Annotated in this window: 12 protein-coding genes and 1 tRNA gene; 6 read left to right on the top strand and 7 right to left on the bottom strand. The window is 45.0% G+C overall.

Annotation, left to right across the window (positions count from 1 at the left end; translation table 11 throughout):
• Positions 1 to 54: 54 nt before the first annotated feature.
• The gene (locus ACDQ55_RS18305) at positions 55 to 2,544 is read right to left on the bottom strand and encodes a YfhO family protein (RefSeq protein WP_420982931.1); all 2,490 of its coding nucleotides are present in this window, start codon (positions 2,542 to 2,544) and stop codon (positions 55 to 57) included.
• A 343-nt stretch (positions 2,545 to 2,887) separates the two neighbouring features.
• On the opposite strand from ACDQ55_RS18305, the gene ACDQ55_RS18310 reads away from it, so the two are divergent.
• On the top strand, positions 2,888 to 3,694 hold the full coding sequence (locus ACDQ55_RS18310; RefSeq protein ID WP_420982932.1) for a queuosine precursor transporter: 807 nt from the start codon (positions 2,888 to 2,890) through the stop codon (positions 3,692 to 3,694).
• Between the two features lie 51 nt (positions 3,695 to 3,745).
• Here ACDQ55_RS18310 and ACDQ55_RS18315 read toward each other — a convergent pair whose 3' ends face one another.
• On the bottom strand, positions 3,746 to 4,204 hold the full coding sequence (locus ACDQ55_RS18315) for an NUDIX domain-containing protein (RefSeq protein WP_420982933.1): 459 nt from the start codon (positions 4,202 to 4,204) through the stop codon (positions 3,746 to 3,748).
• Positions 4,205 to 4,222: 18 nt separating this feature from the next.
• A complete protein-coding gene (locus ACDQ55_RS18320; protein ID WP_420982935.1) occupies positions 4,223 to 5,161 on the bottom strand; it encodes a magnesium transporter CorA family protein in 939 nt (312 codons plus the stop codon).
• 30 nt (positions 5,162 to 5,191) lie between these two features.
• Here ACDQ55_RS18320 and ACDQ55_RS18325 point away from each other — a divergent pair, with 30 nt between their 5' ends.
• From ACDQ55_RS18325 to ACDQ55_RS18335, 3 genes are read left to right on the top strand one after another with little or no spacing between them, the layout of a single operon-like run.
• Positions 5,192 to 6,742, top strand: a complete 1,551-nt coding sequence (locus ACDQ55_RS18325) for a lipopolysaccharide biosynthesis protein (protein WP_420982936.1) — start codon at positions 5,192 to 5,194, stop codon at positions 6,740 to 6,742.
• A 25-nt stretch (positions 6,743 to 6,767) separates the two neighbouring features.
• Positions 6,768 to 7,721, top strand: a complete 954-nt coding sequence (locus ACDQ55_RS18330) for a class I SAM-dependent methyltransferase (RefSeq protein ID WP_420982938.1) — start codon at positions 6,768 to 6,770, stop codon at positions 7,719 to 7,721.
• A 6-nt stretch (positions 7,722 to 7,727) separates the two neighbouring features.
• On the top strand, positions 7,728 to 8,561 hold the full coding sequence (locus ACDQ55_RS18335) for a glycosyltransferase family 2 protein (protein ID WP_420982940.1): 834 nt from the start codon (positions 7,728 to 7,730) through the stop codon (positions 8,559 to 8,561).
• Between the two features lie 20 nt (positions 8,562 to 8,581).
• Here the strand turns inward: ACDQ55_RS18335 and dapF are convergent, their stop codons facing one another.
• The gene (gene dapF / locus ACDQ55_RS18340; protein WP_420982941.1) at positions 8,582 to 9,367 is read right to left on the bottom strand and encodes a diaminopimelate epimerase; all 786 of its coding nucleotides are present in this window, start codon (positions 9,365 to 9,367) and stop codon (positions 8,582 to 8,584) included.
• A gap of 59 nt (positions 9,368 to 9,426) precedes the next feature.
• On the bottom strand, positions 9,427 to 10,305 hold the full coding sequence (locus ACDQ55_RS18345) for a nucleoside phosphorylase (RefSeq protein WP_420982942.1): 879 nt from the start codon (positions 10,303 to 10,305) through the stop codon (positions 9,427 to 9,429).
• Between the two features lie 201 nt (positions 10,306 to 10,506).
• Between ACDQ55_RS18345 and ACDQ55_RS18350 the strand changes: the two genes are divergently transcribed.
• Positions 10,507 to 10,577, top strand: a tRNA-Cys gene (locus ACDQ55_RS18350).
• Between the two features lie 106 nt (positions 10,578 to 10,683).
• Here ACDQ55_RS18350 and ACDQ55_RS18355 read toward each other — a convergent pair.
• Complete coding sequence (locus tag ACDQ55_RS18355; RefSeq protein ID WP_420982943.1) at positions 10,684 to 12,378, bottom strand: sulfatase-like hydrolase/transferase; 1,695 nt, start codon at positions 12,376 to 12,378, stop codon at positions 10,684 to 10,686.
• Between the two features lie 20 nt (positions 12,379 to 12,398).
• Complete coding sequence (locus ACDQ55_RS18360; protein ID WP_420982944.1) at positions 12,399 to 13,547, bottom strand: BamA/TamA family outer membrane protein; 1,149 nt, start codon at positions 13,545 to 13,547, stop codon at positions 12,399 to 12,401.
• Positions 13,548 to 14,038: 491 nt separating this feature from the next.
• Here ACDQ55_RS18360 and ACDQ55_RS18365 point away from each other — a divergent pair, with 491 nt between their 5' ends.
• Positions 14,039 to 14,509 carry a GNAT family N-acetyltransferase gene (locus tag ACDQ55_RS18365; RefSeq protein ID WP_420982945.1) on the top strand — a complete coding sequence of 157 codons (471 nt, stop codon included), beginning with the start codon at positions 14,039 to 14,041 and terminating at the stop codon, positions 14,507 to 14,509.
• Positions 14,510 to 14,551 lie beyond the last annotated feature (42 nt).

Below are 14,551 nucleotides of genomic sequence, written 5' to 3' on the forward strand. Positions count from 1 at the left end.
TAAAAAAGGCGTTGGGTTACTACCCAACGCCTTTTTTGCGTTTGACTAATATAATTATTTGGCTTCTTTCCGCGAGCGGAAGATCTCCCAGGCAAAGATACCTATTACCAGTACCAGCAGGAGGATAGAAGAAGTGCTGGCTATTTTCATACCCAGGAAGTACGTTTTAGGCGTGAACTTCATTTCAATTTTATGATCGCCTGCCGGGATCTTGATACCACGTAGTGCATAATCGGTGCGGATAATTGCTGCGGGCTGGCCATCTATAAATGCTTCCCATCCGGCAGGGTAGTAGATTTCAGAGAAAACGCCGAAACCTTCTTGGCTATTATGGGAGGCATACTCTAACTGATTGAGCCCGTATTTGGTGAGCTTAATAGCAGCGCTGCTGTCGGCTCCCGGTTTAAAGTCGGCCAGTTGTTTATTGAAACGGTTGTCTATTACGGCAGTGTCGCGGGTGTTCAGATTATCCAGTGTTTTCATTTCTGTATTGGCGTCTGGTGCCCAGATAATATCTTTTACAAACCATGCATTACCATAAGCATCCGGATTATGCTGTGCTTGTGGTTGTCCTGTTTTCTGATCGGGAACAATAAAGTATTTTGTGTTGAGCATATTCAGCACATGCATATTGTTCTTGGCGATCTGATGGGAGATCAGGTCCTGGTAGATCCACAATTTGGCCGGGCTGTATCCGCCAATACTCTTGTGGAAATAGGATGTGGTAGCATCATCGAAAGGAGATACGGTAAGGTTAAATACGCGGTAGTATGGATCGGGGTCCTGGCTGATTTGTTGGTCTGCTGCGGAAGGCTGCAGTTCCTGCATATAGCTCAGGTCGTCCACGAAGCTTTCGTTGTTCAGGTAGTTTTTATCTACTGCCAGGAGGTCGATAGTAACTGCGGCGGTGATGATCATCGCAGTTACCTGCCATTTCAGTTTTCCCTGTAGGAAGGCCCATATGGCTGCAGCAGCGATGGCGATAAAGACTACAGAACGGAAGCCGTCTTTCCACAGTAAGCTGCTACGGTCTTTTTCCAGTGCGCGGATGAGGAGCTTACCATTTTCTTCGCCGCCCATCATCTGGGAGAAATATTGCAGCATGGTAGCATCGCTGGCGCCAGAGAAGCCTACAAAGAAATTGCTGATGAGTATAAATCCAACGATCACCCCTACGGTGATCAGAGCGGCTTCTTTCAGTTTTTTGAGCAGGGCATCTTTGGTATGCTGTCCGTTGATCACTTCTTGTAATCCCCAGCAGGCCAGCACTACAAAGGTGAGCGAAGGCAGTACCAGCGCTTGTGCGGGGGCACGGAATTTATTATACAGCGGGAGGTGGTAGAAAAGGAAATCGTTGATGAAAGCCAGGTTTTTACCCCATGCAAGGATAAAGCCTATAAGGGTAACTGCCAGCAACCACCATTTATGCCAGCTTTTCACTAACAGTAACGATAGCACGAAAAGGAAACAGATAATAGCGCCTACGTAAACAGGGCCGGAAGTACCTTTAGACTGGGCGCCATAATAAAGTGGCAGCCGTTGCTGGGAGAGAAATTGTTCTGCCTGTGCTTCAGGAACGCCCAGGCTAATCATTTGCTGGCCGAAGTTGGAGTGTACATCCAGTTTCTGGCCGGAAGAATTGCCTACGTAGCCAGGGATGATGAAGGTGCCGGATTCGGCTTTACCATAGCTCCAGTCGTATGCGTATTCTATTTCCAGGCCGGAAGATTTTTTTTGTGTAACATCATCTTTATCGATGGTAAGTTCCGATTTGCTGCCACGCATGGTATAGTCGGTGTATTCACGTAAAACCAGGAGGTTATCCATGCAGGTAAAGATGGCCAGTGCGCCGGCAATGGCCAGCAATCCGGAAGCTTTGAGGAACCGGGGCAGCTGTTTTTCCTGTAAAGCATGTACAAAGGCGCCAGCTACCAGGCATACTACCATGATAAGGGTATAGTAGATAATCTGCAGGTGGTTATTGTAAATGAGCATAGCAGTGGCCAGGGCAGTTAAGGCGAAACCGGAGAGCAGTTTGCCCCGGTAGGCAAGAACGATACCTGCCAGTACTGCCGGCATCAGGGCGATGTCGTACATTTTGGTGATGTGGCCTACGTCGATGATAATTACGTTATAGGAGCAGAACGCAAAGGCGATGGCGCCCATAACGCGTATCCAATATTTAAAGTCTAGTATACATAAGAGCAGGTACATGGATAGCATTGCGAGGAACAGCATATTTACCGGATCGGGCGTATTGAGCGTGATGATCCGGTTCAGGTGTCCGATCTTGTTACCACTGGGGCCTGTATAGATCACATAGGAGGGCATGCCGGAAAACATGCTGTTAGTCCACAAAGGACGGTCACCGGTTGCTTCATAATAGTCCTTTGCTTCTTTGGCCATTCCCTTCACGCTCTTCATGTCACTTTGGTTCACCACTTTGCCTTCCAGGACAGGAGAGCAATACACAAATGCCAGCAACAGGAAGATGCCTATGGCTGCAAGATGAGGAAGAATGGCTTTTAGCCGGTTTTGCTTCATCGGATATTTTGGATTTAGTTTTAAAGAAACAAAAATAACTGTAATTTATCCGAAATTTCAATATGCGCTGGATACGGTTTCTTTTAAAATTTGCATTTATCTGCAATCTGTGCTTTCTTGGTAGTGAAATCCTGCGCATTACTGCGTACAGCCATTCCTGGGATACGGTGGTGAATCATGTGCTGGTACTAGGTGTGGGGGTTGCTTTCCCATTGAATACATTGATATGCCTGTTGATGGGTATACTGTTATTGTTAAAAAAAATACAATGGAAGGCGTTGCCTCCCTGGTTATATTTGCTCAATATTGCCATCTTTATATTTCAACTTATAGTTAATTATTAATGATCAAAAATCTGTTAAACGATAAGCCCACTAAACTTTTTGTCATCTTTACGAGCTTTTTTGTGGCTAATGCCCTGATTGCAGAATGTATAGGTGGAAAATTATTTTCGCTGGAGAAACTCTTAGGGCTGCCGGTGCATACTTTTACCCTGTTCGGGGAAAGTGGATTGTCTTATACCCTTACCGCCGGGGTATTATTATGGCCGTTGGAATTTGTGATGACAGACATTGTAAATGAGTATTTCGGTCCTAAAGCGGTGCACCGTATTTCTTACGTTGCGATAGGGCTGATCGCGTATGCATTTATTATGTTTTGGGTAGCCATGAGCGTACCGGCCGACAGTTGGTGGAGAGGCAGTAAGGCCGAAGCCGGCGTACCGGATATGCAAACGGCATTCGCCAGCATATTTGGGCAGGGCATGTGGATTATCCTGGGTAGCTTAACGGCTTTTCTGGTAAGCCAGATTGTGGATGTTACCGTATTTCACCGGATTAAGCGGCGTACCGGCGACAAACATGTATGGTTAAGGGCTACCGGTTCTACTATTGTATCGCAGCTGGTAGATAGTTTCATCGTGTTGTACATTGCATTTAAGTTGGGAAATAACTGGAGCTGGCAGCGGGTGCTGGCGATTTGCATGGTTAACTACAGCTATAAATTTGTGTTGGCTGTAGGGTTAACGCCGTTGATCTACCTGTTGGAGCACCGGGTGGATCGTTACCTGGGGCATGATACGGCTAAAAGAATGAAGGCGGCGGCCATGGGTAAAGAACCATTATTGGAAACCACCTTAACGAACGATTAGATATAGGGCTGGCACTAGCGTCAGGCCTGCATTGTGCAAATGGCGCCTTTTTTAGGCGCCGTATTTCACTTTTACGATATCTGCTACTACCTTATCTATGGGCAAAGTTACCGCAGCGGAAGAAAAGTCTTTCCAATCGATCCAGCGGGCGCGCTCTACTTCCTCTGCACCTTCCGGCACCGGGAAGTTAAATGGTTGGGTGATGACTGGCGCAGTAAAAGCCGATACTGGCGTAACAAGATAATAGATAGAGATAATCTGGGTAACATTATCGAAAGCAGAGATCTGGAAGAAATCGGTAGTGTAAATATGTTCCACTACTTTTACTTCCTGGCCCAGTTCCTCCTGCCATTCGCGGACAAGGCATTCCAGGGTGCCTTCTCCAAATTCCAGGCCGCCGCCGGGAAATTTGGTATAATAACTTCCACGGATATACTCATCGCTTACCAGCACCTGTTGTTGATCATTGATCATGATGCCGTATACCCTTACGTTGAATCCTGTTTGCATATTATAATATAAATCAGATTAGAACCACTTCTTTTTCATAAAATACCAGCTGATCACCACCGAAATGGCAATAGATAGTATGATCGGGATATAAAAAGCGTGCATAGTATGCTGATAGGGGATATCTACGTTCATACCATAGATACTGGCTACCAGCATAGGAAAGGTAAGAATGATGGTGATGGAAGTAAGCCGTTTCATGACCACGTTAAGGTTGTTGGAAATGATACTGGCAAAAGCATCCATCGTGCTGCTGAGGATATTGGTATATACGTTGGCCATTTCCAGCGCCTGTGAAGTATCTACGATCAGGTCGTGCAGGAATTCTTTTTCCTCTTCATTTAATCCCAGAAAATTATTGCGTTCCAGCTTCATCAGTAATAATTCATTGCTGCGGAGGGCAGTTACAAAGTACACCAGGCTTTTCTGGATACGCATAATGCCCAGCAGTTCCTCATTACGGTTAGCGTCGTACAATTTGGCTTCCAGTATATTCCTGCGTTGGTTGATCTCTTTCAGATAATCCAGGAAGTTAATGACCACTTTCTCGAAAATTTTCAGCACCATCATATTTCTCTTTTCAGGAGAGCGGTTATGGAAAGTATTCAGAAATTTTTTGATAGCAGTGTTATCGAACGAGTTAACGGTAATGATCTGATGATGGGTCAGGATAATTACGATCGGGATCGTGATATAAAAGGCATCGCTTTCGTTGATCGAGTTATTTTCGGTTGGTGTTTTCAGTACAATGAGCTTTACATTGTCTTCTATCTCATACCTCGATTTTTCATCGATATCCAGCGAGTCGGTGAGGAAGTCCAGTGGAATATCCAGCCCCTCGGATAACTGTTCGAATTCGGCCTGTCTGAGCGGGGGCGTAATATTTACCCAAGCCCCGTTCTCCGGATGGCTGATTTCTACCGTTTTGGAGTCAATATTTGTAAAATACTGGATCATCGGGCGCAAAGGTAGTTAAAATGTTGAATCATGTTGACTTTTAATGTAATATTGTGGACCGGAATTCATATACATCAATATGCTAATATTTTAATGGGAGTAGTAAAACAGCAAAGCATTATATCTACGGTACTGATTTATCTTGGATTTGCCATTGGAGGGATCAATACGCTTTTTCTTTTCCCGCATTTTTTTACGGACGATCAGTATGCACTCACCCGCATGTTCCCGGAAATTGGGATTGTATTGGTGCCATTGTGTACTTTGAGTATGGGTCCTACCATTAATAAGTTCTATCCTTATTATACCAGCCATCTGGAAGATAAGAAAAATGATATGCTTACCTGGGCGCTGGCGGTTACTTTGGTGGGATATTTGTTATTTGTGTTGGGTACCGTGGTTTTCAAGGGGGTGATTGTCAGGAAATATTCCGTGAATGCTCCCATGTTGCTGACATATTTCTATCAGTTTTATCCATTTATATTTTGCTATGCTTTTTTTTCCATTGTAGAGAACTACAGTTGGTCGCGGCATAGAACAGTAATGCCCAACTTTTTGAAGGAAGTGGGTATCCGGTTGGCGACTATGTTGCTGATTGTATTGTACTTGTTCGGGGTTATCGGGTTTGATCTTTTTTTGTGGTTATTAAATTTGTTGTGGGGGGTAGCGTTGGTGATATTGCTGATATACCTGCGGAAGCAGGGTCAGCTGTACCTGAGTTTCCGGGTAAGCAACGTAACACGCCGGCTTTTTCGCTCAATGCGTACCTATACTGCGTCTATCCTGGGCGCTACTTTTTTTACGCTGCTTGCGAAAAATGTGGCGCCGTTGATCATTTCCAGTACCGATGGTTTGAAGCAGGTGGCTTATCTCTCCATTGCTACTTATCTGGCTACGATGATACAGGTGCCTCAGCGCAGCATTTCTTCCATTGCATTACCTGTACTGGCGCAATCATGGATAGATAAAAATATGGGTAAAATCCATGAGATTTACCAGAAATCCTCCCTTTTACAGTTGATTGCAGCGTTGTATATTTACCTGGGCATCTGGTTAAGTATAGATAGCTTTTTTCAGTTGCTGCCATCTAGCTACAGCGTGGGGAAGTATGTGTTCTTTTTCCTGGGGCTATCTAAAGTAATAGACCTGGGAACGGGGGTGAATGCGCAGTTGCTGAGCACTTCGCGTTTATGGCGTTTTGACCTGTATAGTTCTGTGATCCTGGTTATTTTATCCATTCCGTTGAATTATACATTGATACGCACCTTCGGTATTATGGGGTCTGGATATGCTGACTTCCTGTCTATGCTGGTGTTTAACTGTATCCGTTGTGTGTTTATCTGGAAGAAATTCGGATTGCAGCCCTTTACCCGGCAAACGCTTAAAGCCATTGTTATTGCTGTTGTTGCTTATGGGGTGGGTCTTTTGCCGCCGCATACGGGAAATGCGTTATTGGATATTGTTATAAGAAGTATTGTATTTTCAGGGGTGTTTATAGGCGGTATTCTGGCATTCAAGGTATCAGAGGATATTGATAGTACCGCCCGGGCGATGGTGCAGCGAATACGTAGGAAACGCTAAATTTAATACAGATATCATTGTTATCATGAAAAATATGAACTGTAAATATTGTGATAGCCCTTTACAGGTAGTTGCTGAAGAGTTGTATGATAACCGTTATGGTTACCCTGGGCGTTTTACGATGTATAAATGTAACTACTGCGATATTCTTTCCCTGGCAGCCGATTTTACGCCGGAGATGATCGGCGACTTGTATTCCAATTATTATCCAAGAACGCAATTGAAACTGGAAGATTGGGCTCCTTACAAAGAGCTCAGTGGATTTAAGCCCTGGTTCCAGGGTTCCCGTAGCGCTGGTTATCACTATGTTCCTAAAAATGTAAAAATCCTGGACATTGGTTGTGGATTTGGGGAAACCTTGGGGTATCACCGTAACAGGGGCTGTGAGGTGTATGGAGTGGAAGCTGATGAGAATATTAAGCGGGTAGGAGACAAGTTTGGTTTTCAGGTAAAAGCAGGATTGTTTGATCCAAGAGATTACCAACCGGAATATTTTGATTATGTGACAATGGACCAGGTGATAGAGCATGTAACAGACCCTATGGATTCTTTACAGGGAATAGCAAAAATATTAAAGCCAGGCGGGGTGGCCATCCTGACTACGCCTAATGCCAAAGGTTGGGGTATTCCGGCATTTGGCAAAAAATGGGCGCATTGGCATACGCCTTACCATTTGCACCTGTTTAGCCGTAAAGCGATGAAAAAATTTGCAGAAGATGCCGGCCTGGTATTGGAGAAATCGTTTACGGTCACTAATTCAGAGTGGCTGCATTATCAATGGTTGCATATGGCTACTTATCCGAAACCAGGAGAGAAGTCGGTATTCTGGACGCCCAATGCGCCCAAAACGGCAGCACAGAAATTTAAAATGAAAATGATCGCAGGATTTCACCGGTTGAAAGTGAATCATATCATTACCCGTGTGTTTGATGCGTTGAATGCAGGCGATAACTGCATTTATTTTTTAAGGAAACCATAATAGTGAATGAATCCTACTGTATATATTATTCTCCCTGTTCATAACAGGATCAATATTACCCGGTTGTTTATGGAATGCCTGGTAAAACAAACCTATAAAAATTATCACCTAGTATTGGTAGATGATGGGTCTACCGATGGTACTGCAGAGATGGTGCGGTTTTATTTGCCTACAGCTACTGTATTAACAGGTACAGGTGATTGGTGGTGGGGAGGTAGTTTACAACAGGGGTATTTGTGGGTGAAGGAGAATGTGGGTAAAGAAGATGATATTGTATTGATAGAAAATGACGATGTAGAATTTGAGCCGGATTATTTACAGCAAGGGGTCGATTATATGCGTACGGCGCCTGATACCCTGTTGTTATCGCAGGCATATAGCCGGCAAACCGGTAAACTGCTGGATATAGGCGTAGTGGCCAATTGGAGGAAAATGACATTTGATATTGCGCAGCGCAAAGAAGATGTAAACTGTTTGTCTACCCGCGGCCTATTTATGACGGTAGCCGCTTTTATGAAGATTGGTGGATTACGCCCGGGGATGTTACCGCATTATGGATCTGATTTTGAATTTACGATCCGTGCGGGCAAGCGGGGTTTTAAATTAACCAGTGATGAGCGGGTAAAATTGTTGATGAACGAAGAAACTACTGGTATCCACCAGTTGGGGGAAAAATCTCTTCGAAAATATTTAAAGAAAATATTCTCGAAGAGAGCCACGGGTAACCCGGTTTATTTTTCTGCATTTATTTTGTTGTCTTGTCCGCTTCCGCTGATTCCTTATAATCTTGCCCGTGTATGGCTGGGATTTGTGAAGAAGCTGGTAAAACATACCATGTAGCATATGCTGTAAAACCGTGATTATTTCACGGTGATGTTTCCTTCAAAAACAAGGGTAGCAGGGCCACAGAGCCAAATATTATCGAATGTGCGTTCAGATGTTTTGGTGAAACGTACTTCGAGTTGCCCGCCCAGTGTTTGTACCGGCACCACGTACTCTTTTTCTTCTTTGCCGGCAAAGGTAAGGGCGGCGGCGGTTACGCCAGTGCCACAAGAGTAGGTTTCATCTTCTACACCTCTTTCGTAAGTACGAACAAAGATGCCATTTTCAAAAGGCTGGGCAAAATTTACGTTGGTGCCTACGGCGGCGAAGCGTTCGTTATAGCGGATGGCGCGGCCTTCATTAAAAACATCTACAGCCTGTACATCTTCCACAAATTTTACGAAATGCGGAGAGCCGGTGTTCAGGTAATAGTATAGGGAGCCTTGTTCTAGGTCGTGTACATCCTGCATTTTTAAGTTTACCCAGCTATCGCCGTCGAGGGTGGCTTCATGTTCTCCGTCTGACGCAATAAAATACAGGTTACCATCGCCAATGCCCATTTTGTGGGCGAAGGCCGCCAGGCACCTGCCGCCATTACCACACATAGAGCCTTCATGGCCATCTGCATTGTAGTATTTCATGGCAAAGTCGTAGTCTTCGCTTTTATTGAGGAGCATGAGACCATCTGCTCCGATACCGAAGCGGCGGTCGCATAATTCATTCACCTGTTCATCTGTGAGCCAGTTATATTGTCCTTCCCGGTTATCCATGATGATGAAATCATTTCCGGTTCCCTGGTATTTATAGAAGTGGATATTGTTCATAATGAACAAAGATAAAAAATAAAGTAATGCCGCAATGGAAGGCACTACTACGGCAAAGGCTAGATAGCCGCTATAATTTCCAATCCTTTTTCTATCAGGGCCGTAACGGCAGCGCCGCCATCTTTGCTGAATTCCTGGCGGATACGGTTTGCCACAATCGCGCTGATGGAAAGGCATTCATGTTTCAGTACGCGTCCTATTCCATAGATACCGGAAGTTTCCATTTCGAAGTTGGTGATACGGTGGGATTCATAAGAGAACCCTGTAAGATCGTCGATCAGGTGGGGATTGGAGAGGGCGCCACGCAGTACGCGTCCTTGTGGGGCATAGAAACCTGGGCAGGTAACGGTGATGCCTGTATGAAAGCCTGTCTGGAAATGTTGGTGTAGGGAGGCAGATGCTTCGAAGAGGTAAGGGCCTGCGCCACCGTGTATCAACGACACCTGGCCACGGAAGGCTTCCAGCAATTGTTTTTCTGCCGTTGTGTTTTCAAAGGCGTAGTAGTGCATCAGGTTATCGAGTCCCAGGCCATGAGAAGACACCACGAAGCTATCTACCGGAATGCTTTCCTGCAGTGCGCCGGAAGTGCCAAGGCGTATGATCTGCAAGGAAGTGAGATCAGGCTTTACCATGCGCGTGTTGAAATCGATATTTGCCAGGGCATCCAGTTCGTTTAGCACAATATCGATATTATCTGTACCAATACCGGTAGACACTACGGATAAACGTTTTTTACCAATATATCCGGTATGTGTAACAAATTCGCGGTGTTGGAATTTGCCTTCAATGGTATCGAAGTATTTACTTACTGCACCTACGCGATCAGGATCACCGACGGTGATGATGGTGTGAGCCAGTTCATCGGGTCTTACATCGAGGTGATACACTGCTCCACGGTTGTTGATAATCAATTCTGACTCGGCAATACGTTTATCCATTGTATTAATTTTTATATTTCACCCATTTACCTGTCGGCTTTCGGTCCTCAATATTCCTTTGTTCTGTATTATTATCAAAATTTTTTTTAGATATTTTTTAAATAATATTTGGTGGTAATCAGAAATTGACTACTTTTGCAATCCCACAAAACGAATGAGATATACGCCAGTGGGGCATCAGCGGCGGTTATATCAACAAATGGTTCCGTGGCCGAGTGGCTAGGCAGAGGTCTGCAAAACCTCGTACAGCGGTTCGAATCCGCTCGGAACCTCAAAAAAATAAATGCTAAAAGCCGCAGTAATGCGGCTTTTTTGTTTACTAGCAAGGTTACAGCTATTTTGCGGATATTATTTGGGATCAGTTTTCAATTTGATCCATTATTTGCGCGTGAGCGGGCTTTTAAAAGAAGCTGTATCCATGGCTTTCAATATTTTATAATCTTCCGGCTGGAAGTATGTGGTAAATACCTGTGGTTGTTCATGATCGCCTAGGATCAGACGGGGAATTTCCGGCACAAAGGCCACATTGATCAATGACTCATCTTCTTTTAACCAGGGCGTGCTAATACCTGCCATATCGGCCAGGGTGTGGAATACAATACGTGTATCTGCCGGCAAGGCGGTATGACGATTGGCAATGGCTGCTTTGGCAGGCCAGTTGTTTATATACTGTGGGGAACACCATAGCAGCAATGGAATGTGCAGTTCGTAGATGGTAGGAAAGGGAGTGGAATGGAGGAAGAGGTGGCGGTTGTCGTCGAAAAGATTTTCTCCGTGATCGGAGAGATAGAGCATGCTGGAGCAGAGTTGGCGGGCATCTAGCAGGCGGATTACTTCCGACAGGAAGTGATCGGTGTACAAAATTGTATTGTTGTAAGCATTTAATAAGGCTTGTTTGTGGCTTAATTTAATCTGCAGCGGATGGTCGGGTTGGAACAGCGCATAATTAGGCGGATAGCGGTAAGCATAGTTGAAATGCGAGCCATGCATATGCAATACAATAAAGAGGTTGCCAGTATCCTTATCGAGGGCCTGGGAGAAAACAGGCAGCATATCTTCATCATATTTACCCACCGATTCTTTCTCTCTGGGGCCGGCATTAATGTCTATCCATTGATCGGCTTCATGCGCATAAAAACCTAGCAATTGTTGATTGGCGATCTGATTAGTAATGAAGATAGTTTTAAAGCCGGCTTCCTTGAAGAGGGTAAGCACACTCTTTTGGTTGTAGAGGGCATCGCTGTTGTTGGCGCTGGCAGCAGATAAGATGAGGGGCACGCTTTTTTGCGTAGCGTTCGACTGGGTGGTAATATTGGAAAATACGATCAGGCCCGGAATGCGGCTGAGGGTAGGATTTGTAGGGAGTGGATAGCCCAGTAGCTGCCAGTTCATCGCACGGGCAGATTCCCCTATTACCAATACGTATACTTCACGTTGCCGTGCATGTACCCGCTTGGTAGCCTGAAAGCTGAAGCCTGCAGAGGTAATGGGGTAATTCCGTTCGCGGTACCATTTGTTGATCGCAAAGTTGAAATTGTACATCATATTGAGTGGGTACACGCTCACATCTATCCGCATGCCAACAGCCAGGATGATAACAGCCATTGCGAGGGCGGCCAATGCGCTCAATAAACTGAATGTTCGCCGGAAACCTGCATGGAGCCGCTCTTTCATACGACAGGATATAATACCCAAAACGATCATGGGAATATAAATTATGCATACCAGCAGAATAGCCGGATAGATGTTGGAGAGTAGCTCCCTGCTTTCTTCCATATCTGTAGTAACCGTGTTGAGGAACATATCAGTTGTGATTACTTCCCGGCCAAACAGGTAAAGGAATACGATCTCATAGGCGTGAATGATTACCATCGGCAACATCACCAGTACCATAATACCTGGCTTTCTGAAAATAGAAAGGAGGCTGAGGCCAATGGTAAAGGGAAACAGCAAGTTAGCCAGCAAGTTTAGCCAGGAGAACCGGATATATACTAATGCCATGTTGGGAATTACCCACATTACGGCGAAGAGGAGGAGCAGAAAAGATTGTTTATTCCAATGCAGATGAATCATTTGATGTATAGTTCAGGTATTTAAAAAGCTTCATTGATGCCAAAGTAGAAGCCCGACTGGTCTTTTGCCAGGCCATAGTCCAACCGGATATTGACCCGCTTTTTGAATTCCCAGCGATAGCCAATGCCGTAACTGATGAGGGTTTGGTTGAGCGTAAAGGCGGGAAAAGAGGGGAATACGTTGCCGGCGCCTACCCATACCACCAGGCCATTACGGCGGTAGATTCTTTGCCGTAATTCTGTTTGCAGGGCGATGAAGTTTTTATCACGGAAACGTCCTTGGTAGTAACCACGCAGCCGGTTGGCGCCCCCCGCTTCCGGTAGCAATGTCCAGGGGACATCGCCGCCGCTGGTTGCTCCATACAGGTCGTTGGCCCAAATAGCGCCTTTCCACAGGGGCTGGTATGCATCCAGCTGTAATGTCCAGGTGGAAAAAACTGACGTGCTGCCCAGGAAAGCGGGGAAGATTTGGTAGCCCAGCCTGGCGTAGATGCCTTTGTAAGGATTGGGTATAAAATCGCGGGTATCGTATACTACAAATGGGCCTATGCCAAAATCAAATTCGTGTAAGGTAGGCATGATGGGCTTTCCTGCGCTGCTGTCTATTTTGCTTGCCCTGCTATTATTGGCCAGCACACTTATGCCGGCGTATAGGCCAGAGAGAATGCGCCTGCCGAAATCAACAGCAATATTATCCGTTACCAGCGTATATTTTGTATAGTTATTTTTGAGGTTGCCGGCATCATAGCCGATGCCCCAGTACCTATCAGGCATATAGTTGAATGCAGCCTGGGCGTTTAAGCGATAGCGATCGTGACGGAAAATAGTGTTGTCATTAAGGCCAACGCCATAGAAGCCGGAGAGGGAGCCAGAGATATATACATTAGCGTTAGATATTGCTAAGTTAGGGTCGTGGTAGTCTGTTTTATACTGGGCAGCCCCCATAATGGCAATGCCAACATTGGTTTCGGGTGCAGAGTAAGGACCCCCAATAATGCTGAAATCAAATTTTTTTTTCTTTTTAACGTCGTTAGTGTGTTTCAAGTAATAGATCATCTTTTTGAATAACCCTTTGGGCGGCGGTGCCGCCGCCGTATCTGCCGGCTGTTGCTGGGCGCATGCCAGTACAGGATAGCAGCACAGAAGGAGTAAGAAAGCGTTTTTTATCATCGGAGATAAATCTTTTCAGTTAACAATCATTTGCTGAAAAAGGATGCATGAACCTGAAAAAAGGATGTCACAACTGATAGATTCAATAGGTTTTTCATGAAGTAATTCTTCATCATATTTCTACATCGCTGTCTAACAGTTGGGTAGGTATACCGGTTATTATAAAGGCGTATATCTGGTCCGTTAGGGGAGAAGAGGCTTCAAATGCCTTACTGCTGGCGGTTTTTAAAGTTAAGAAAGATTTATTTTGACTGATGTGTTTTTATCAATGTAAAATATTATATTGCATACCCCGCATGAAGCAGGAGCAATTATAGGAGGCAACAGGTTTTATCAATAGTTTACGCAAGCTACGTTTTACAGCATATGTGATTGATAAGAAGATACGCGGCAATTTCCAATAACAGGAGAGTGCCAATATTTATCCAAGCAACAGGCCTTCTGCATGCAGAAGGCCTGTTGTGTTTTATGTACTATAAAAAGAAGTGGCTATGACAGAGATTATTAAAGTAACCGCCGAAGATGCCAGGCACGTGGAACAGGTGAAGCTGCTTTTCCGTGAATATGCCAATTGGTTAAATGTAGACCTCAGTTTTCAGCAATTTGAAGAAGAGTTGGCCCATTTACCAGGAGTATATGTTCCTCCTACAGGAGCTTTATTGCTGGCATTAGTAGATGGGCAGCTGGCAGGTTGCGTTGCTGTCCGGTCGTTCGATAATAGCACTGCAGAAATGAAACGTCTTTTTGTAAAAGACGCCTTTAAAGGCCATGGTGTAGGTAAAGCATTGGCCAGCACTGCAATTGAAGAGAGCCGCCGGCTGGGTTATAAGCGCATCTTGCTGGATACTTTGGCGCATATGCGGCCAGCCATCGATCTCTATACTTCTTTGGGATTTCAACCAATAGCAGCCTATTATGATAATCCCATCAGTGATGCCGTATTTTTATCGCTTAGCTTCTAGCTACTAGCAGCATCTGCCTATATGGTACGGTACTATTTGCCA

It is taken from the genome of Chitinophaga sp. 30R24 (assembly GCF_049056765.1).
In the GTDB taxonomy this organism is placed as follows: Bacteria; Bacteroidota; Bacteroidia; order Chitinophagales; family Chitinophagaceae; genus Chitinophaga.

What these genes read in the sequence shown, in the direction of transcription:
- ACDQ55_RS18305 (WP_420982931.1), bottom strand. Translation starts at nt 2,544, where the DNA reads ATGAAGCAAAACCGGCTAAAAGCCATTCTTCCTCATCTTGCAGCCATA.
- ACDQ55_RS18310 (WP_420982932.1), top strand. Translation starts at nt 2,888, where the DNA reads ATGATCAAAAATCTGTTAAACGATAAGCCCACTAAACTTTTTGTCATC.
- ACDQ55_RS18315 (WP_420982933.1), bottom strand. Translation starts at nt 4,204, where the DNA reads ATGCAAACAGGATTCAACGTAAGGGTATACGGCATCATGATCAATGAT.
- ACDQ55_RS18320 (WP_420982935.1), bottom strand. Translation starts at nt 5,161, where the DNA reads ATGATCCAGTATTTTACAAATATTGACTCCAAAACGGTAGAAATCAGC.
- ACDQ55_RS18325 (WP_420982936.1), top strand. Translation starts at nt 5,192, where the DNA reads ATGTTGACTTTTAATGTAATATTGTGGACCGGAATTCATATACATCAA.
- ACDQ55_RS18330 (WP_420982938.1), top strand. Translation starts at nt 6,768, where the DNA reads ATGAAAAATATGAACTGTAAATATTGTGATAGCCCTTTACAGGTAGTT.
- ACDQ55_RS18335 (WP_420982940.1), top strand. Translation starts at nt 7,728, where the DNA reads ATGAATCCTACTGTATATATTATTCTCCCTGTTCATAACAGGATCAAT.
- dapF (WP_420982941.1), bottom strand. Translation starts at nt 9,367, where the DNA reads ATGAACAATATCCACTTCTATAAATACCAGGGAACCGGAAATGATTTC.
- ACDQ55_RS18345 (WP_420982942.1), bottom strand. Translation starts at nt 10,305, where the DNA reads ATGGATAAACGTATTGCCGAGTCAGAATTGATTATCAACAACCGTGGA.
- ACDQ55_RS18355 (WP_420982943.1), bottom strand. Translation starts at nt 12,378, where the DNA reads ATGATTCATCTGCATTGGAATAAACAATCTTTTCTGCTCCTCCTCTTC.
- ACDQ55_RS18360 (WP_420982944.1), bottom strand. Translation starts at nt 13,547, where the DNA reads ATGATAAAAAACGCTTTCTTACTCCTTCTGTGCTGCTATCCTGTACTG.
- ACDQ55_RS18365 (WP_420982945.1), top strand. Translation starts at nt 14,039, where the DNA reads ATGACAGAGATTATTAAAGTAACCGCCGAAGATGCCAGGCACGTGGAA.